Below are 19,191 nucleotides of genomic sequence, written 5' to 3'. Positions count from 1 at the left end.
CACGGCTGCGCCATTTCGGCCCATGGATTTCGACCGAGGGTCGGCATAGATAGGAAGGACGACAACACGGGAATGAATGAGATGCAGCAGAAAGTCGACATCGCGGTCGTAGGTGCCGGTCCGGCGGGCCAGATCGCCGCCATCGCCATGGCACGCGGTGGCCGCCGTGTCGCCCTGGTCGGGCCGCAGCCGGATGGTTCGGATCGCCGCACCACGGCACTGATGCATCAATCGCTCGACATGATGGCGCGGCTCGGTCTCTGGGACGAACTGCAGCCCCATGCCGCAGCCCTCCAGACCATGCAAATCATCGATGGCACGAAGCGCCTGTTGCGCGCACCGACGGTCGCCTTTCGCAGCGCCGAGATCGATCTGCCGGCTTTCGGCTACAACATTCCCAATTCCGCTCTTCTGGAAAGTCTCGCCACAGCCGTTGCAGCCGAACCGCTGATCGAAAGGGTGACGAAGAGCGCCGAGGCCATCGTGATCAGCGACGGCGATGTCCGCATCGACATTTCCGGTGGCGACGGCATCATCGCCGATTTTGTCATTGGTGCCGACGGACGGCGGTCGAAGACGCGCGACAGCGCCGGCGTCGGCGTCAAGACGTGGTCCTATCCCCAAACGGCGGTGGTGCTGAATTTCAGCCACAGCTTGCCCCACCAGAACATCTCGACCGAGTTCCACACCGAATCCGGTCCTTTCACACAGGTTCCCCTGCCCGGCTTGCGCTCGAGCCTCGTGTGGGTCGTGACGCCGAAGGAAGCAGAGCGGCTGCTGGCATTGGAGCTCGTGGCGCTGTCGGCGGAGGTGGAGACGCGCATGCAGTCGATCCTCGGCAAGGTAACCGTCGAAGACGGCGTGCAGGCCTGGCCGCTGTCCGGGATGACCGCCGAGGTTTACGGCAAGGGGCGAGCCGCCTTTGTCGGCGAGGCGGGCCACGCCTTCCCGCCGATCGGCGCGCAGGGGCTGAACCTCAGCCTGCGCGACATCGCGGCGCTGGAAGACATCCTGATCGACCGGCAATCTGCCCCCATCGCCCGCGACAGCGGCGAACGGTTTCATGCGAAGCGCCGGATCGACATTGCAAGCCGCACCGCAAGCGTCGATCTTCTGAACCGTTCGTTGCTGTCGTCCTTGCTTCCCGTGCAGATGCTCAGGGCCGCAGGCTTGCAGGTGCTGGCAAGCGTTGCGCCCTTGCGCAACCTCGTGATGCAGGAAGGTGTCGCGCCCGGACGCGGCCTGAAAAGCCTGCCGACGATGTTACGGGAAAAGATCCGGCGGTAACATTCCGCCCTTGATCGCAAAAAGCAGAGCCGAAACCGAGAAGACCGAAATCACCGTGGTGATCAGGATCGTGGCCGACGCCCTTTCCTGCCACACACCGTATTGCTGTCCGATGACGAAGACATTGGTGGCGGTCGGCAGGGCTGCCAGCAGGATCGCGGTATAGACCCATAGCGGGTCGAAATTGCCCACAGCGCTCAGAACCACATAGACCAGAACCGGATGGACGAGGAGCTTGATCGGCACGATATAGCCGATCTCGACCGGAATGCGTTTGAGCGGGCGCAGCGCCAGTGTCACCCCCATGGCGAAGAGCGCGCAAGGGGCCGCAGCCTGGGCCAGATAATCGATGAGACGTTGCAGGGCGAGCGGCGGTTCGAAGGCGAAGGCTGCGGCAAGGAAGCCGACAAGCGTTGCAATGATGAAGGGATGCGTGAGAATTTTTCGGGCGACGTCGAGGGCTAGACGTGACGGCGGCCGATCGTCTCCGCCGGCAAAGGCCATCAACGCCGGGGCTGCAATGAAATGGGCAGCATTTTCGAAGCAGAAAACGAGTGCGACCGGAACGGCCGCTTTCTCGCCGAAGGCGAGCAGCGCGAGGCCCGGCCCCATGTAGCCGATATTGCCATAAGCACCGGCCAGCGCCTGGACGGTCGATTCGGCGATGTTGTTACCGCGAACATATCGGCCAATGACAAAGACCAGAGTGAAGATGGTGTAGGTCGCGGCCAGACAGGCGGCGATGAAGTCGATACGCGTCAGCTGCTCAATGGGCGTTCGGGACACCAATTTGAAGAACAAGGCCGGGAGGCTGACGTAGATCACGAAGAAGTTCAGCCAACCCAAAGCCTGGGCCGAATGATCGCCAAGCCGACCGGAGATGTAGCCTATCAGGATCAGGCCGAAGAACGGCAGTACCAGCGCGACGATGTCCGCCATCGGCATTCTCCTCCCGGGCGAGTGTTTGCGCCCGATCCGGACTTAGCCGATTTGCGACAGGATTGGGAAGGTCTGCTGAAACCAGATCGCCATGTCGGAGACATAACCGAAGATGAAGGCGAGACCGGTCAGAACGAGCAGCCCTCCCATGAGCTTCTCAACCAGACCAAGATGGCGACGGAAGCGGGTGAGAAAACGCATGAAGGCTCCCGAAAAGCCTGCGGCAATCCAGAAGGGCACGGCAAGGCCGAGCGAATAGATGGCAAGAAGCAGCGCACCGTCACCGACTGTTTCCTTCGAGGCCGCGACGCCGAGGATGGCACCCAGCACCGGCCCGATACAGGGCGTCCAGCCAAAGGCGAAAGCGAGGCCCATGATGTAGGCGCCCGAGAGCGTTGCGGGCTTGCCGTTGCCGGCGAATCGATATTCCGACGACAGCAGGCCAAGGCGGAAGACACCGAGGAAGTTCAGGCCCATGAGGATGATGATGGCACCGCCGACCTTCGACAGAAGATCCATGTGCTGGCGCAGCAGGCCGCCAATCGTCGAGGCACCAGCGCCGAGGGCGACGAAGACGGTCGCGAATCCGAGCGTGAAGACGAGGGATGTGAGGAAGACCGCGCGGCGCGCGGCGGCATTTTCCGCTTCGGCGCCGCTTCGAAACTGATCGACGGAGATCCCGGCCATATAACAGAGATAGGGCGGAACCAGCGGCAGGACACAGGGCGACAGGAATGACAGAGCGCCAGCAAAAAGAGCGCTCAGAAAGGAAATTTCGGCAATCGACACCTGATGCTCCTGCGGTCCGGATCGGCGCTTAAGTAATCCCGCACCCATCGCCTTGCCAATCACCTTTGTGTAGGCTGTGACAATTCCGCTCAATTTTGCGGCTACAGGTGCATTTTTGCGGTTGACCCCGTGGGGTCACCTGCCTATGTTCCGCGCACTTCTGAAGGCGGCCCAAAACCGCACGGGAGAGCGTAGCTCAGCCGGTAGAGCAACTGACTTTTAATCAGTAGGTCCAGGGTTCGAATCCCTGCGCTCTCACCACCTCTTGAAATCGATCTCCATTGCCGGCAGCCTTAGGTAACGTGCTCTTGTGGTCCTGAACCATTGCACTCATGTGACTGGCGGCCTAACAGGATCGCATGCGCCCTCACCTCCCCCACGATCGCTGGATCAAACTCGCCGCCTGGCTGCTGCTCGGTTTCTGCGTTGCCGCAACGGTGGTGCCGATCGGGCTTAGGCCGCATGCCATGCTGCCACCCAATGCCGACCGCGCGCTCGCCTTTGCCGCCGTCGGCGCGCTGTTCGCCCTCGCCTATCCCAGGTACTGGCTTCTCATCGCGATCCTTCTCGTGGGCGGCGCTTTTGCAATCGAATCGATGCAGTATCTCTCACCCAGCCGGCATCCGAGCCTGAGCGATGCCGTGGTGAAATCGGCCGGCGCATTGGTCGGAATCGCGGTGATGCGAGCCTTGCTGTTCGCTTGGGCGCGAGGCAGAGGGGCCAGATAAGGAGCGTTGCGCCTCATTCCCGGTCTGATGGCTTGGCTCGCACGATTCTTACCAAGCTTTCACTAGGGTTTTTCGCCGAAGCCGCTATCTAGCAGATTACGACCAGATCCAATGCGTTGACGCCGATCAAACAGTTCGGGCGGCGGGTGCGCCATGGTCGCTTGAATGCGATGACAGGAAAAACACCGTGAGCGATGCTGAGAAGACCGGGCGTGAGCGTGACAACGCGGATCTGAAGACGCTGCTGGCTGGCGGGTCGAAGAAACGGCCGCGCTGGGGCCTCCGGTTCACGGCACTCGTCGTCATCGCGGTTGCAGGCTATGGTGCCTATGCCTTCACAACCGGTGGAACCTCCTATTCCTACACGACGGCGGAACTGAAGCCGGGCAATCTCACTGTGCTGGTCACGGCGACCGGTTCTGTTGAACCGACCGTTCAGGTCGATGTCTCGAGCGAACAATCCGGCACGGTGCGCGACGTCCTCGTTGACTTCAACAGCGAGGTGAAGAAGGGCGATGTGCTGGCGCGGCTCGATACCGACAAGCTGTCTGCCGATCTCAAGGCGAAAGAGGCGGCGCTCGCCTCGTCGCAGGCCGCCGTTTCCAAGGCTCGGGCGGATGAGAAATCCGCAAAGGCCAAGCTCGACCGTCTGACGTCGCTGGTCAGCAGCCGTGTCTCGACGCAGCAGGACCTCGATACGGCCGAATTCACCTACCAGGCGGCACAGGCTGGCCGACAAAGTGCTGAAGCCGACGTGATCTCGTCCGAAGCGGCCCTTGAACAATCCAAGCTCTCGCTTTCGAAGGCCACCATCGTTTCGCCGATCGACGGCATCGTGCTGTCTCGCAATGTCGACAGCGGCGCGACGGTGGCGGCCTCGCTTGAGGCACCGACGCTGTTCACCCTTGCAGGCGATCTGCGCCAGATGGAACTGCAGGTCTCGATCGACGAAGCGGATGTCGGGCAGGTCGCCGTCGGGCAGACCGCGAGCTTTACCGTCGATGCCTTTCCCGACAAGCGGTTCCCCGCGACGATCACATCGGTTCGCTATGCGGCCGAAACCGTCAACGACGTGGTGACCTACAAGGGTATCCTGTCGGTGCGAAACGACGACCTTTTGCTGCGTCAGGGCATGACGGCGACGGCGGATATTGTCGTGCAGTCGATCAAGGACGGTCTGCTCGTTCCGAATGCCGCGCTGCGTTACTCGCCTCCGGCGATGTCTTCCAATGAAAGCAGTTCGGGCGCTGGGCGCGGCGTCTTCAGCCTCTTCCGGCCGCCCAGAATGGCACCCGCCAGCGCTCCCGAGCCAAAGGGCAGCGAACGGACGATCTGGATCCTGCGCAACGGGCAGCCGGTTGCCGTCAACATCGAGATCGGCGCCAGTGACGGTCAGAACACTGTCGTCACCAAGGGTGAGGTCAAGGCGGGTGACAGGGTGATCACCGATTCCACCATCAAGAAGAGCTGAGGGGGATTCCGTGGCATCTCCCCCGCTGATCGAATTCCGCCAGATCTCCCGCCTCTACGGCATGGGCGAAGCGACAATCCGTGCGCTCGACGCGGTCGACCTGGTGATCGACAAACATGAGTTCGTCGCAATCATGGGACCATCAGGCTCTGGCAAATCCACGGCGATGAACATTCTCGGATGTCTCGACGTGCCGACATCGGGGCAATACCTCTTCGAGGGTATCGACACGACGGGTTTCGGCCGGGAGCAATACACGCTGCTGCGTCGGCACATGCTCGGCTTCGTGTTCCAGGGTTTCAATCTTTTGGCCCGGACATCAGCTGTGGAGAATGTCGAACTGCCCCTCATCTATCGCGGCATGGAGGCAGGCGAGCGGCGGGCACGGGCGCGGCTGGCCCTTGCCCAGGTCGGCCTTGCGGGTCGTGAACATCATACCACCCAGGAGCTCTCCGGCGGCCAGCAGCAGCGCGTCGCGATCGCGCGCGCCATCGTCACCAATCCGGCGGTGCTGCTTGCGGACGAGCCGACGGGCAATCTCGACACCAAAACCAGCCGGGAAATCATGGAGCTGATTACGGCCCTCAACCGCGACCACGGGATCACGGTGATCATGGTCACGCACGAAGACGACATTGCGGCCTATGCCAAACGGACCCTGCGCTTCGTCGATGGCCACATCCAGGCGGACAGTGGCGTCAAAGAGATGGCCGCCCATGTTCGGTGAGACGCTCAAACTCGCGCTGCGCGCCATCAGGCGGAACCTGCTCCGCTCCTTCCTCACCGTGCTCGGCGTTGTGATCGGCGTGGCAGCCGTCATCGCCATGGTCACGATCGGCAACGGCACGACGGCTCAGGTCACCTCCGAAATCTCCAAGCTCGGCACGAATCTTCTCTTCGTGCGACCTGGGCAGTTCGGCCCCGGGCGGTCGTCATCAGATGCGAAGAAGTTCACCATCCGGGATGTGGACGCCATTCGCGACCAGATCGGCGGCTTGCGAGCCGTGGCACCCATCAACCAGTCGAGCCAGACCGTGATCTTTGGCGGACAGAGCCGACAAACCTCGATCATCGGCTCCGGCGGTGATTACCTGATTGCGCAGGACTGGACGCTTGCTGGCGGGCGCAGCTTTCTTGCCTCCGAGGAGCGCGGCGGACAGGCGGTCTGTCTGATCGGCGAAACCGTGCGTTCGCGGCTCTTCGGCTCCACGCCTGCGGTCGATCAAACGATCCGTGTCGGCAATGTCGCCTGCTCCGTGATCGGTGTCCTGTCCAAGAAGGGACAGAGCGGCATGGGCAGCGACCAGGACGACGTGGTGATGATGCCGCTCAAGGTGTTTCAACGACGGATCGGTGGATCGACGGATGTCTCCAGCATCATGCTGTCGGCCGAAAACGGCGTGTCTACCGCAAAGGTCCAGGCGGATGTCGAGCGGCTGCTACGGGAGCGTCGCAAGATCATTTCGGGGCGCGACGACGACTTCACGGTCAATGACATGACGCAGATGGCGGCGACACTGACCGGCACGACGACGCTGATGACCGGGTTGCTGGGAGCCGTCGCCGCCGTCTCGTTGCTTGTCGGCGGCATCGGGATCATGAACATCATGCTCGTGTCCGTGACCGAGCGAACGCGGGAGATCGGCATCCGTCTTGCGATTGGCGCTGTGGAACGACAGGTGCTGATGCAGTTTCTCGTGGAAGCAGTGACGCTCTCCATATTCGGTGGCGTCGTGGGTATCGCCCTTGGCCTCGCCATCGCCTATGGCACGGTCACGCTGCTCGGCGTGCCTTTCGTTGCGAGCCCTTCGGTCATCCTGCTTGCCTTCGCCTTTTCCGCCGCCATCGGCATGATCTTCGGATATTTTCCGGCGCGCAGGGCAGCCCAGTTGAACCCGATCGATGCGCTGCGGCACGAATAGGACCTGACTTGCAGCGCTCAAACGCAAAACGCCCGGTCGAAACCGGGCGTTTCATCGGAATACAGCCGTGTGACCTCAGCCGACGAAAGCGCGCTCGATCACGAATTCGGCCGGCTTGTTGTTCGCGCCTTCGGTGAGGCCTGCCTTTTCCAGCAGTTCCTTGGTGTCCTTCAGCATTGCGGTCGAGCCGCAGATCATGCCGCGATCAATGCCCGGATCGAGCGGAGGAACGCCGAGATCGGTGAACAGCTTGCCGTTTTCGATCAGGTCGGTGATACGGCCCTTGAAGGGGAAGTCCTCGCGGGTCACCGTCGCATAGTGCTTGAGCTTGTCGCCGACGACTTCGGCCAGGAATTCGTGGTTCTTGATTTCCTCGACCAGATCGAAGCCGTATTTCAGCTCGGCCACGTCGCGGCAGGTATGGGTGAGGATAACCTCCTCGAACTTCTCATAAGTCTCGGGATCGCGGATCAGGCTGGCGAATGGCGCGATGCCGGTGCCGGTCGAGAACATGTAGAGGCGCTTGCCCGGAGTGAGCGCATCAAGCACCAGCGTGCCGGTCGGCTTCTTGCGCATCAGAACCTTGTCACCCGGCTGGATGCGCTGCAGGTGCTGGGTGAGCGGGCCATCCGGAACCTTGATCGAGAAGAATTCGAGTTCCTCGTCCCAGGAAGGACTGGCGATCGAATAGGCGCGGTAAATCGGCTTGCCCTCGACCATCAGACCGATCATCGCAAACTCGCCCGAGCGGAAGCGAAAGCCGGCAGGACGGGTCATGCGGAAGCGGAACAGGCGGTCGGTATAATGCGTGACGCTCAGAACCGTTTCGGCATAAACGCCTTCCGGCACGATCAGTTCGGCGTTGTCGGTCTTTACAGGAGCATTCATAGGCTGTCGGTCCTATCCTTCAGTCGATTGGGATGAGCCTATAATCCAGACCGCCCCATTCCACAATTCAGCCGGCATGCGCATTTCGCAGCCGAGATATCCGTTAAAGCGAAGGCGGCATCCTTGACCGAGGTCAAATTGCCGACATCATATAGCGATTTTTATAGGTCTCAGGCACCTGACGTGCCGAGACGACGCCAGCTGAACCCGCCGACAACCTCGGAATCCCGAGCAGTCGGCTGATAGTGCTGGGCAACGCCCGTGAGACAGTTTTCGGCAAGCCTGCGCTGGGCGACCGGATTGGTAACGGCAAAGCTGTCGAAGCCGGTGCGCAGCATCAGCGGCACCTGGTCGATCAGGACATCGCCGACGGCGCGGAGCTCGCCCGCATAACCGAGACGATCGCGCAGCAGCGTCGCGTGGCTGAAGCCACGGCCATCGCTGAAGGCCGGGAAGGCAACGGCGATCAGCGCAATGCGGTCGAGATACGGCTCAAGCTTCTTCACGTCGTCAGCCGGTGCGATCAGCACGCCGAGGCCGACATCGTTGGTCTCCGCCACGGCCGCGAGGAAGGCGTCCAGCGGCAGGACGGCCTTCTCGCCCTCGCCTGCCTTGCGCTCTTCCGTTTCGGTTACCCAGGTGTCGCCATCGACGAAACCGTTTTCTTTCCAGATCTTGGTCATCACTTTTCCCGTCTCACGCGGCTTCGGCAGAGGCGTTGCCATAGAGCGCGTCCTTGAACGGCTTCGGACCGACGCGGCGATAGGCTTCGAGGAAGGTCTCCTTCGGGTCGAGGCGCAGGCCGAGATAGGTGTCGACGATCGTCTCTACGGCGTCGGTGACCTTTTCCGGCTCGAAGCCACGACCGATGATCTCGCCGATCGAGGAGTTTTCGTCACCGGATCCGCCCAGCGTGATCTGGTAGAGTTCGGCACCCTTCTTCTCGACACCGAGCAGGCCGATATGGCCGACATGGTGGTGGCCGCAGGCATTGATGCAGCCGGAGATCTTGATCTTGAGTTCGCCGATCTCCTGCTGACGCTCCAGCGAACCGAAGCGCTCGGAAATCGCCTGGGCGACCGGGATCGAGCGGGCATTGGCAAGCGCGCAGTAGTCCAGCCCCGGACAGGCGATCATGTCGGTGATCAGGTTGGAATTGGCAGTCGCGAGGCCTGCATTTTCCAGCGCCTGATAGAGCGGATAGAGATCGCCCTTGGCCACATGCGGCAGGATCAGGTTCTGCTCGTGGCTGACGCGGATCTCGTCGAAAGCGTAACGCTCGGCGAGATCGGCCACCAGATCCATCTGCGCATCCGAGGCGTCGCCGGGGGTGCCGCCGATGGGCTTCAGCGAGATGGTCACCATGGCATGGTCGGGGTGGCGGTGTTCCTGGACGTTGTGGCGGACCCAGGCGCCAAAGGCCGGATCTGCCTTCTGGGCGCGGGCGAGTGCTTCCCAGCCGTCCGGGCGGGCGGTCAGCGCCGGCGGGGCGAAATAGGTTTCGATCGCGCGGATGTCGCCTGCCGGCAGCTTCAGCTCGCTGTCGCGGATCTCGGCGAATTCAGCCTCGACCTGGCGCGTCAGTTCGTCGACGCCGGTTTCGTGCACGAGGATCTTGATACGCGCCTTGTACTTGTTGTCGCGACGGCCATGCAGATTGTACACGCGCACGATCGCGGTGATGTAGGTCAGGAGATCGGCTTCGGGCAGGAAGTCGTTGATCTTCTTCGCGATCAGCGGTGTCCGGCCCTGGCCGCCACCGACATAGACGGCAAAACCGAGTTCGCCCGCTTCGTTCTTCTTCAGCTGCAGGCCGATGTCATGCACCTGGATCGCGGCGCGGTCCTTTTCGGCGCCGGTGACGGCGATCTTGAACTTGCGCGGCAGGAAGGAGAACTCCGGATGCAGCGACGACCACTGGCGCAGGATCTCGGCATAGGGGCGCGGATCGGCGACTTCATCCGCGGCAGCGCCGGCGAAGTGGTCGGCGGTGACGTTGCGGATGCAGTTGCCGGAGGTCTGGATCGCATGCATTTCGACGCTTGCGAGATCCTTCAGGATGTCGGGCGTGTCGGAGAGCTTCGGCCAGTTGTACTGGATGTTCTGGCGGGTGGTGAAGTGACCATAACCACGGTCATACTTGCGGGCGATATGGGCCAGCATGCGCATCTGCTTGGAATTCAGCGTGCCATAGGGGATGGCGACGCGCAGCATATAGGCATGCAGCTGGAGATAGACCCCGTTCATCAGGCGCAGCGGCTTGAAGGCGTCTTCCGCGAGCTCACCCGAAAGGCGGCGGGCCACCTGGTCGCGAAACTGTTCTACGCGCGCCGACACAAAAGCGTGGTCGAATTCGTCATAACGATACATGTCTTACCTCAGGCCTCAGGCGGCGATGAATGCCGGGTCGGCATAACCGTGCCCTTCTGCATATGCAATGGTCGGGCCTTCGGCCCGGATCCGCTCGCGCAGGCGCAACGGACGCAGCTTGCCATCCTTTTCCTCGATCTCGATGACGTTGACGTCAACGACCAGGTTGCTGGCGAAGGCCTGCTTGCCGGCGGTTTCCAAGGCTTCGACGGCTTCCGCATGGCGGGCAACGAAGGCTTCCTGCAGGCGTTCGGTCCAATGGCCGCTGGCATCGAGCCACACGGCGATGCCGTCGGTCAGCCGGTTTGCTGTCAAGACCTTGTCTACCATGTCAATTCCCCTGCGTTTCCAATTCCGCCGTTTGCCGTTGCCCGAGCGGTTCGGAGCGGCTGAAATCGGCGCCGGCGACCGCGTCGCCGATAATGACCATGACCGGGCCGGTCAGCTCGGTACGAGCCTCCAGTCCCGGCAATTCCTTGAGCGTGCCATGCAGCAGCCGGCTGTCGCGGCGCCCGGCATTTTCGACGACGGCAACCGTCGTATCCTCGGCAAGACCGCCTTCCATCAGGCGCTCGGCGACCGAGGCGGCAACGGTGCGGCCCATATAGACGGCGACCGTGGCGCCAGACAGCGCAAGCCGCGCCCAATCCGGAAGGACATTGCCCTGGAGATCGTGGCCCGTGGTGAAGACCAGGGAGGAAGACACGCCGCGCAGCGTCAGCGGCAATTCGAAGTCGGCAGCGGCAGCGAGTGCTGAGGTAACCCCCGGCACGATCTCATAAGCAATGCCTGCATCGCGGAGCGCTGCCATCTCTTCGCCAGCACGGCCGAAGACCAGCGGATCGCCCGACTTCAGACGGACGACACGCTTGCCGGCATGGCCGAGTTCGACGAGCAGCGCGTTGATTTCGCTTTGCGACTTCGAATGGCAGCCCTTGCGCTTGCCGACGGGAATGCGCTCAGCGTCGCGGCGTCCCATGTCGACCACTTCGCGCGGCACAAGCGCGTCATAGACGATGACGTCGCATTCCATCATTAAGCGATGGGCGCGCAGCGTCAAAAGGTCTTCGGCACCCGGACCGGCGCCGACGAGGAACACGCGGCCTTCGACGCGGTCGGCAGCGACGCCCTTCAAGAGACGGGTCGCTTCGCGGCGGGCAAGACTGGTCTCGTCAGCCTCGACATGGTCGGCCACCTTGCCCTTGAAGAAATCGCGCCAGAACAGGCGACGCGGCGCACCGCGGGGCACGAGGCGATCGACGGCGCGGCGATAGGAGTTGGCGAGGCGCCCCAGCTTGCCGAGCGAGCGCGGCAGGAGGCGGTCGATATCGGCGCGGATCATCTGGGCGAGAACCGGGCCGACACCTTCGGTGCCGATGGCAACGGCAATCGGGGCACGGTTGACGAGGGCGGGCGTGTAGAAATCGCACCAGTCCGGCTGGTCCACGGCATTGGCCGGAATACGGGCGGCGCGGGCGGCAGTGACAATGGCACGGTCGAGACCACCCTCGCCTGTCGCGGCAAAGACCAGCCGCGCGCCCTCGACCTGCGAAGGATCGAAAGGCTCGGCGATCTGCTCGATGGCGTTTGCGGCGAGGAAGGCAGCGTAATCGGCTTCCGGGGCATCGGCATAGGCGACAATGCGCGCTTCGGTGTTCTTCAGCAGGCGCGCCTTCGCATAGGCCTCGTCACCGTTCCCAAAAACGGCGGCGACCTCGTTCTCGACCTTGAAGAAGGCCGGAAAGACCGAAAGCTGTTTGTCCTGCTGCGTCATGAATCATCCGATGCTTGAGACCGACACTATCGCTTTTTCGACTGTTCAATTGAAGAAACATAAATCCGCTTGCCGAAGGGCCGGCGTATTTCTTTCCTAGCCATTTCGCCGTTGCGAGCAAAAGTCACCGGAGAATAATTCTCCATAAATTCTGTGAAGTTCCTGCAAGCCGACCCGCAAAAAGTTGAAGACAGGCAATCATTTTGCTTTCGAGGCTTGCCCGGCTGGGGCTAGGATCGCGCCGCACAACAGCGGAGCGCCCCGATCGTGACCAGCCCACAACTCACCCGTCGCCTGCTCGACGTGATCGAACACGACATCCTGCCGCTGACCGCCAAAGGGGTCGCTGCGGGGAACAAGGTCTTCGGCGCGGCGATCCTGCGCAAGTCGGATCTTTCATTGGTGCTTGCTGAAACCAACAACGAGTTGGAGAACCCGCTTTGGCATGGCGAAGTGCATACGCTGAAGCGCTTTTATGAAGGCGGTGATCGCCCCAATACCAAGGATCTGATCTTTCTCTCGACCCACGAACCCTGCACCATGTGCATGTCGGCGATCACTTGGGCGGGTTTCGACAATTTCTACTACTTCTTCAGCCACGAAGACAGCCGAGACGCGTTTGCCATTCCGCATGATCTCAAGATCCTCAAGGAAGTCTTCGGGCTGGAGCCGGGTGGCTATCGCCGGCAGAACGCCTTCTGGCTCAGCCACGCGATGATCGAGATGGTGGCCTCGGCTGATGACAGGGAGCGCCCGGCGCTGTTTGAGCAGGTGAGCCGCATCAAGGCGGAATACGACCGCCTTTCAGACAGCTACCAGTCGTCCAAGGGCGACAACGACATTCCGCTCAACTGAGCGATCAGACAGGACCATCATGGAAGCCTCCACCGAAATCACCTGCCTGCTCGAAATCATGGCGGCGCTGCGGCAGCCTGAGACGGGCTGCCCCTGGGACATCGTCCAGACCTTCGAGACGATCAAGCCCTATACGATCGAGGAGGCCTATGAAGTGGCCGATGCGATCGAACGACAGGATCCTGACGATCTCTGCGAAGAACTGGGCGACCTGCTTCTGCAGGTGGTTTTCCATGCCCGTATTGCGGAGGAAGCGGGACAGTTCAGTTTCGGCGACGTGGTCGAGGCAATCACGCGAAAGATGATCCGGCGGCATCCGCATGTGTTTGCCCGCTCCGATGCCGATACGCCTGAGGCGGTGAAGGCGCAGTGGGACGCGATCAAGCAGCAGGAGAAGGCGGAGCGAGCGGCACGGCGCGCGGCGCGCGGCATAACCTCCGATCCGAAGGCTGGCCATCTCGGCTCCGTGCAACGCTCATTTCCAGCGCTGACCGAGGCGCTCAAGCTGCAAGAGCAAGCGGCGAAGGTCGGCTTCGACTGGTCTGGAGCTGGCCCGATCCTCGACAAGATCGAGGAGGAGATCGGGGAGCTGCGCGAGGCGCTGGCCGAAAACAAGCCCGACAAGGTCAAGGACGAACTCGGCGACCTCATCTTCGCGCTGGTCAATATCGGCCGGCATGTGGGCGCGGAGCCGGAGCAGGCGCTGCGCGGAACGAATACAAAGTTTCGGAATCGATTCAGATACATTGAGACGGAACTTCAGGCGAATGATGAGAATTTGCTGGATGCTGACTTAGAGCGGATGGAAGAGCTCTGGCAGGCCGCAAAGACCCTTGAGCGGCAGATCGGCTGAACCCGCATGCGTTTAGACGAGCTCGATGTGGCCATTGCAGGTGCGGGTGTGGGAGGCCTCGCGCTCGGCACCCTGCTTGCCCGGTTTGGCGCCCGCGTCACGCTCTACGACCAGATGGAGGCACCGCGACCCATTGGCTCCGGCTTCGTGCTGCAGCCGACCGGAGCACAGGTTCTGGCCTCCATGGGGCTGCTCGATCCGGTGGCCGCGCGCGGGAGACGGATCGACCGGATGGTTGGGCGGCTGAAGGACGGTGGCAAACCCGTGCTCGACGTGGGCTACCGGTCCGGCGAATTCGGTATCGCCGTTCAGCGGGTGGCGCTGTTCGACGTCCTCTTTGAGGCGGCGCGCGCCGCAGGTGTCACCTTCGAGCCTTCGAGGCGTATTGCCGGTATCGAGGACGGGGCACGCCCCTGCCTCGTCGATGCAGACGGCAGGCGCTCGGCCCCCGCCGACTTTGTCATCGATGCCATGGGTGCCAATTCGCCGATCGGCAACCGCCCGGACAGTGAACTAAGCTATGGTGCATTGTGGGCGACCGTTCCCTTGCCGAACGGTGGTGCATTCCGGGAAAACCTGCTCGAACAACGTTATGCCCGCGCCTCGCGCATGGCCGGCGTGCTGCCGGTCGGGACGGCCCGCGAGGGTGCGCCCGCCATGGCAACCTTCTTCTGGAGCCTGCGGACGGCAGACTATGCAGCGTGGCAGACGGCCGGCCGCGATGCGTGGCTGGAGGCCGTGGGCAGGCTCTGGCCGGATGCGGTGCCACTCGCGGCCGTCGCCGGACCGGTCCATGCCCGCTATCGGCATCTGACACGCCAGCCGGTGATCGGGCGCAATGCGCTGAAGATCGGCGATGCCTGGCATGCGACCAGCCCGCAACTCGGTCAGGGGGCGAACATGGCCTTGCTCGATGCAGCGTCGCTCGCCTCTGCATTCATTCACGCAGAGGATGCCGGCGCGGCCATCGGTCGCCATCTGCGGCAAAGGCAGATGCATGTGCGCAGTTATCAGTTGCTGAGCCAGGTTCTGACGCCGTTTTACCAGTCCGATAGCCGTCTGCTGCCAGTGCTGCGTGATCATCTGATTGCGCCTGTCACGACGCTGCCGGGGATCAGGTCGGTCATCTCGACGCTGGTGACCGGCGATCTGCTCGATCCGGTCGGTCGATTGCGGCTTCCCGAGACGTTCAGACCTGGGGCTGCGGTCCCGTCGCAGCCTTGATCGTCCATTCGCAGCAATCGTCGCCCCTGGCCTGACAACGGGGGTGCACAACCGCCACATGGGTCGCGGTTAAGGTGGCAAACAGCCCTTGGAAGACAGCGCCATGCCAGGGGCAGCCGGGCGTGGCCAGAGGATTTGCCTTGATCGACAGTATCACCACGGGCTCGCGCCAGCCCCTCACCCTACCCTCGAAATGACCGCTGCCGGCGAAGGTCCAGGCGTGGCGGGCGATGGCCGACACCAGGAGACGCGACGCCAGAGCCGGTGGCAACTTCGGCAGGAGCTTTCGTGCGCGCGGCGGGATGCGATTTTCGACAATGTAGTTTGCGGTGCGCAGACCGGCGTCCGTCAGAACATGATCGGCCTCCTGCGCCGGCAGCGCCTGGCGCAGGGCGGTGAACAGAGCCTTGGGCTCGCGCTCATCGATCATCGCATGCGGCGGGTTGCCTAGATAGCGGGCCAGGCCGGCGGCTTCGTAGATCAGGCGGGTGACGCCGGATCCGTAGCGTGACGCGAGCGCCTGCCCCGTCTGGATCACGGCATTGGGCCCGATCCGGGCCAGAGCTGCCCCCTCTGCCTCAGCCGCATCTGATTCGCCCGCACGCTCGAACAGGCTGGCGACTCCCCGGTCAGACGTGGGCATCGTGGCTCTCCGGCCCTCCGCCGCAAGCAAGCACGGGTATCCGCGCCTCTTCCGCTTCGCCGGCCTTGCGGGCACGCAGCTGGCTTGCGCGGTCGGAGGCCGCCTGCCAGTCGGCCATCTGGGCTGGTGCGATCGTACGGCTCATGTCGAAGCCGAAATCGACCTTGTCCTTCGATTGCGGCCCCCAGTAATTGTGCTTGCCGAGGTCATAGAACTTGCGCTCGAAGCCGGCCTTCATGAAGGCCCTGAGGCAGCCGAGCAGATAGCGGCGGCGAAAACCCTTGCCGCGCCAAGGGTAATGGAAGAGCGCCTTGATCATGTAGAAGCGGCGATAGTTGTTCATCACACGGTCGAGCAATTCGGCCCGGTCCATGGCATCAGGTTTCATGATCGGCGTGACGAAGTTGTATTTCGAGAAGTCGAAGATCTCGACCTTGTCACCCAGTTCCTGGAAGAGCGGCGAGAAGGGCCAAGGCGTGTACATGGCCCAGTTGGCGAGATCCGGGTTCCAGTCGCGCGCCATGCGATAGGTTTCCTCCAGCGTTTCCGCCGTCTCGTTTTCCAGGCCAACGATGAACTGCGCCTCGGTAAAGATATCGGCTTCGCGGAGCAGGCGGATCGCCTTCTTGTTCTCGGCGACCTTGGTTTCCTTGTTAAAGCGGTCGAGCTTCAGCTGGGCAGCGGCTTCCGTGCCGAGGGAGACATGCACGAGGCCGGCCTTGCGATAGAGGGCCAGATACACCTCGTCACGGATAATGTCGGTGACGCGGGTGTTGATGCCCCACTTGACCTTGTCCGGCAGGCCGCGCGCGATCAGTTCCTCGCAGAAGGCGATGAACTTCTTGCGGTTGATGGTGGGTTCCTCGTCGGCGAGGATAAAGAAGCCGACCTGGTGATCGTTGACCAGCTTTTCGATCTCGTCGACCACCTTTTTCGGATCGCGGATGCGATAGTCGCGCCAGAACTTCCATTGCGAGCAGAAGGAGCAGGTGAAGGGGCAGCCACGTGCCATGTTGGGGATCGCGACGCGCACGCCGAGCGGCACATAGATGTACTTCTCCCACTCGAGCAGCGTCCAGTCCGGCTCGACGGCGTCGAAGTTCTTGACGGTGGGGGCCGCTGGCGTCGCGATGATCTTGCCGTCGTCGGTGATATAGGCAAGGCCCTTGATGCCTGCCCTCGCCTCCTTCCAGTTGCCAGCGGCAAAGGCGCGGGCGAGGTCTACGATGATCTCCTCGCCTTCGCCACGGACGATGACGTCGATATAGGGCGCCTCGGTCAAAACCTGCTGGTACATGAAGGTGGCATGGATGCCGCCCAGGACCCGGAGCGCCTGGGGGCAGACCTCTCTGGCGATCTCAAGGCAGCGCTCGGCCATGTAGATCGACGGCGTGATTGCGGTGCAGCCGATCAAATCCGGCTGCAGGCGGCGCAGTTCGTCGCGCAGCCGGTCCTCAGTCATATCGTTGGTCATGGCATCGAGGAAATGGATGTCGGTGAACCCGGCCGACTTCAGCGCGCCGCCGAGATAGGCGACCCAGGCGGGTGGCCAGTTTCCGGCGATTTCGGCGCCGCCGGAATGATAGTTCGGATGAATGAAGACGACGCGCATGACCACCTCCCGAATGTGTCAACCAAAGTTGACACGGAGTTGTGGAACGTCTTTTGACGTGGATCAAATGGATCCAGGAAGTTTTTAACGCTTTGCTGAAGGATACAGAAAAGGGCGGGTGCGCTCAGCGCTCCCAGTCTTCCTTATCGGTCGGCTTCTTGCTCCCGAGCTTGCGCTCGAGTTCGTCGGCCTGGCGGTCGGTCAGCCGCACATCGAGGCTGACGCTGCCGTCCTCGTGATCCTCGCGACCATGGACCACGGCATTGCCGTAGAGCCAGGAGACGACCGCCTGCTTGTCGGCAGGCACGGTGATCGTCGCCTCCGTCAACACGCCGGAAAGGCGCTGCGAGATGGTGTCGAGCAGGATGTCGACGCCCTCGCCGCTGATGGCGGAAACGGGCAGGACATTTTCGCGCCCGGCCGCCTTCTGCAGCAGGCCGTCGTGGTTTTCCGGGTCGAGACGGTCGATCTTGTTCCAGACTTCGATGATGCGTTCGGAGCGTTCCTTCTCGTCGATGCCGAGATCGTCGAGGATGCGCAGAACGTCCGCCGACTGGGCGCCATTGTCAGGGTCCGACATGTCGCGCACATGCAGGATGAGATCGGCTTCGAGCACTTCTTCCAGCGTCGCGCGGAAAGCGGCGACGAGGTGGGTCGGCAAGTCGGAGATGAAGCCGACGGTGTCGGACATGATGACGGTGCGCCCGTGCGGCAGCTTCATGCGGCGGAGCGTCGGATCGAGCGTGGCAAAGAGCATGTCTTCGGCAAGCACACCTGCACCAGTGATGCGGTTGAACAGCGTCGACTTGCCGGCATTGGTATAGCCGACCAGAGCCACGATCGGATGCGGCACCTTGCGGCGCTTGGCGCGGTGCAGCTGGCGTGTACGCACCACCTGTTCGAGCTCACGCTCGAGCTTGATGATCTTGTCCTGCAATTGCCGACGGTCGGCTTCGATCTGGGTTTCACCCGGACCACCCATGAAGCCGGCCCCCCCACGCTGGCGTTCAAGGTGAGTCCAGGAGCGCACGAGGCGGCCCTTCTGGTAATTCAGATGAGCAAGCTCGACCTGCAGCGTGCCTTCCTTGGTGGAGGCGCGGCGACCGAAGATTTCGAGGATGAGGCCGGTCCGGTCGATGACCTTGGCGCCCCATTCCTTTTCGAGATTGCGCTGTTGCACCGGGGTCAACGGATGATCGACGATGACGAGGCCTGCGTCGAACTCGTCGAGCAAAGCTTTTATCTCGGCGATCTTGCCGGAGCCCATCAGGGTTGCCGGGCGCGGCTGGTTGACCGCGACGATCAGGCCCTGAACGACGGTGAGATCAATAGCGCGGGCGAGGCCCATCGCCTCTTCGAGGCGCGCATCATTCGAACGGCTGGGCGCCGGCGGCGCGCCTTCTGGCAAAGGCTGCGGCCGCCCCTGCTTGAGGACGGGAACGATGACGACGGCCCGCATGTCATCCCGGGGCTTTTCGTCCTCCGGGATGATCGAATCGTTCTTGGTGTCTCGGCTGGTGATGATCTCAGTCCTGTCCGGCAGCGCTGTCTTCGCTCTCGAACATCTGCATCGGCTGACCCGGCATGATGGTCGAGATGGCGTGCTTGTAGACCAGCTGCGAGTGGCCGTCGCGACGCAACAGAACGCAGAAATTGTCAAACGACGTGACAACACCGGTCAGCTTCACGCCGTTGATCAGGAAGATCGTCAGCGAGATTTTCTGCTTGCGAACGGTATTGAGGAAAAGATCCTGCAGGTTCTGAGAACGTTCCGCCATGGCGCCGCTTCTTTCTTTCTTGCCGGCCTTTTTCGACCGGTGTGATTATTGTTCTTGC

Annotated in this window: 19 protein-coding genes and 1 tRNA gene; 9 read left to right on the top strand and 11 right to left on the bottom strand. The window is 62.3% G+C overall.

What is annotated here, in order from left to right; translation table 11 throughout:
- Window positions 1–81: 81 nt before the first annotated feature.
- On the top strand, window positions 82–1,287 hold the full coding sequence (locus DMY87_RS06085) for a UbiH/UbiF family hydroxylase (RefSeq protein WP_110790973.1): 1,206 nt from the start codon (window positions 82–84) through the stop codon (window positions 1,285–1,287).
- Here the strand turns inward: DMY87_RS06085 and DMY87_RS06080 are convergent.
- Complete coding sequence (locus tag DMY87_RS06080) at window positions 1,264–2,226, bottom strand: AEC family transporter (RefSeq protein ID WP_110790427.1); 963 nt, start codon at window positions 2,224–2,226, stop codon at window positions 1,264–1,266. The genes DMY87_RS06085 and DMY87_RS06080 overlap by 24 nt on opposite strands.
- Before the next feature lie 42 nt (window positions 2,227–2,268).
- Complete coding sequence (locus tag DMY87_RS06075; RefSeq protein WP_110790426.1) at window positions 2,269–3,015, bottom strand: cytochrome c biogenesis CcdA family protein; 747 nt, start codon at window positions 3,013–3,015, stop codon at window positions 2,269–2,271.
- Between the two features lie 185 nt (window positions 3,016–3,200).
- Between DMY87_RS06075 and DMY87_RS06070 the strand changes: the two genes are divergently transcribed.
- From DMY87_RS06070 to DMY87_RS06050, 5 genes are all read left to right on the top strand, one after another.
- Window positions 3,201–3,276: transfer RNA gene (locus tag DMY87_RS06070), tRNA-Lys, on the top strand.
- 98 nt (window positions 3,277–3,374) lie between these two features.
- Entirely contained in the window at window positions 3,375–3,743 is a 369-nt protein-coding gene (locus tag DMY87_RS06065) for a VanZ family protein (RefSeq protein ID WP_110790425.1), read from the top strand.
- A gap of 187 nt (window positions 3,744–3,930) precedes the next feature.
- Window positions 3,931–5,214 (top strand): efflux RND transporter periplasmic adaptor subunit, encoded by a 1,284-nt coding sequence (locus DMY87_RS06060; RefSeq protein ID WP_110790424.1) that lies wholly within the window; start codon window positions 3,931–3,933, stop codon window positions 5,212–5,214.
- Window positions 5,215–5,224: 10 nt separating this feature from the next.
- The gene (locus DMY87_RS06055) at window positions 5,225–5,941 is read left to right on the top strand and encodes an ABC transporter ATP-binding protein (protein ID WP_110790423.1); all 717 of its coding nucleotides are present in this window, start codon (window positions 5,225–5,227) and stop codon (window positions 5,939–5,941) included.
- Complete coding sequence (locus tag DMY87_RS06050; protein WP_110790422.1) at window positions 5,931–7,136, top strand: ABC transporter permease; 1,206 nt, start codon at window positions 5,931–5,933, stop codon at window positions 7,134–7,136. The genes DMY87_RS06055 and DMY87_RS06050 overlap by 11 nt, the downstream gene beginning before the upstream one ends.
- A gap of 75 nt (window positions 7,137–7,211) precedes the next feature.
- Here the strand turns inward: DMY87_RS06050 and DMY87_RS06045 are convergent, their stop codons facing one another.
- The 5 genes from DMY87_RS06045 to cysG form a co-directional block, all read right to left on the bottom strand.
- Window positions 7,212–8,024: a ferredoxin--NADP reductase gene (locus DMY87_RS06045; RefSeq protein WP_110790421.1), complete on the bottom strand. Its 813-nt coding sequence runs from the start codon at window positions 8,022–8,024 to the stop codon at window positions 7,212–7,214.
- A 170-nt stretch (window positions 8,025–8,194) separates the two neighbouring features.
- On the bottom strand, window positions 8,195–8,707 hold the full coding sequence (locus tag DMY87_RS06040; RefSeq protein WP_110790972.1) for a DUF934 domain-containing protein: 513 nt from the start codon (window positions 8,705–8,707) through the stop codon (window positions 8,195–8,197).
- A 13-nt stretch (window positions 8,708–8,720) separates the two neighbouring features.
- The gene (locus tag DMY87_RS06035; RefSeq protein ID WP_110790420.1) at window positions 8,721–10,394 is read right to left on the bottom strand and encodes a nitrite/sulfite reductase; all 1,674 of its coding nucleotides are present in this window, start codon (window positions 10,392–10,394) and stop codon (window positions 8,721–8,723) included.
- Window positions 10,395–10,409: 15 nt separating this feature from the next.
- The gene (locus tag DMY87_RS06030) at window positions 10,410–10,724 is read right to left on the bottom strand and encodes a DUF2849 domain-containing protein (RefSeq protein WP_110790419.1); all 315 of its coding nucleotides are present in this window, start codon (window positions 10,722–10,724) and stop codon (window positions 10,410–10,412) included.
- 1 nt (window position 10,725) lies between these two features.
- Entirely contained in the window at window positions 10,726–12,168 is a 1,443-nt protein-coding gene (gene cysG / locus DMY87_RS06025; RefSeq protein WP_110790418.1) for a siroheme synthase CysG, read from the bottom strand.
- A gap of 267 nt (window positions 12,169–12,435) precedes the next feature.
- Between cysG and DMY87_RS06020 the strand changes: the two genes are divergently transcribed.
- The 3 genes from DMY87_RS06020 to DMY87_RS06010 are packed head-to-tail and all read left to right on the top strand — an operon-like array spanning window position 12,436 to window position 15,100.
- Window positions 12,436–13,023, top strand: coding sequence for a deaminase (locus DMY87_RS06020; RefSeq protein WP_110790417.1), 588 nt, complete (start codon window positions 12,436–12,438; stop codon window positions 13,021–13,023).
- Between the two features lie 19 nt (window positions 13,024–13,042).
- Window positions 13,043–13,876, top strand: coding sequence for a nucleoside triphosphate pyrophosphohydrolase (gene mazG / locus DMY87_RS06015; protein WP_110790416.1), 834 nt, complete (start codon window positions 13,043–13,045; stop codon window positions 13,874–13,876).
- A 6-nt stretch (window positions 13,877–13,882) separates the two neighbouring features.
- A complete protein-coding gene (locus tag DMY87_RS06010) occupies window positions 13,883–15,100 on the top strand; it encodes an FAD-dependent oxidoreductase (RefSeq protein ID WP_110790415.1) in 1,218 nt (405 codons plus the stop codon).
- Here the strand turns inward: DMY87_RS06010 and bchJ are convergent.
- From bchJ to hfq, 4 genes are all read right to left on the bottom strand, one after another.
- Window positions 15,066–15,743, bottom strand: coding sequence for a bacteriochlorophyll 4-vinyl reductase (gene bchJ, locus DMY87_RS06005; protein WP_110790414.1), 678 nt, complete (start codon window positions 15,741–15,743; stop codon window positions 15,066–15,068). The two genes, DMY87_RS06010 and bchJ, sit on opposite strands and share 35 nt — an antisense overlap.
- Complete coding sequence (bchE, locus tag DMY87_RS06000) at window positions 15,730–17,355, bottom strand: magnesium-protoporphyrin IX monomethyl ester anaerobic oxidative cyclase (RefSeq protein ID WP_110790413.1); 1,626 nt, start codon at window positions 17,353–17,355, stop codon at window positions 15,730–15,732. The genes bchJ and bchE overlap by 14 nt, the downstream gene beginning before the upstream one ends.
- A 124-nt stretch (window positions 17,356–17,479) precedes the next feature.
- Window positions 17,480–18,814 (bottom strand): GTPase HflX, encoded by a 1,335-nt coding sequence (gene hflX, locus DMY87_RS05995; protein ID WP_110790412.1) that lies wholly within the window; start codon window positions 18,812–18,814, stop codon window positions 17,480–17,482.
- Between the two features lie 67 nt (window positions 18,815–18,881).
- Window positions 18,882–19,133 carry an RNA chaperone Hfq gene (gene hfq, locus DMY87_RS05990; protein WP_110790411.1) on the bottom strand — a complete coding sequence of 84 codons (252 nt, stop codon included), beginning with the start codon at window positions 19,131–19,133 and terminating at the stop codon, window positions 18,882–18,884.
- Window positions 19,134–19,191: the final 58 nt, after the last annotated feature.

The sequence above is a fragment of the Peteryoungia wuzhouensis genome (assembly GCF_003205195.1).
Classification (GTDB): domain Bacteria; phylum Pseudomonadota; class Alphaproteobacteria; order Rhizobiales; family Rhizobiaceae; genus Allorhizobium; species Allorhizobium wuzhouense.
The sequence above is the reverse complement of the archived record's forward strand: the minus strand, read 5'-3'. Positions and strand labels throughout refer to the sequence as shown.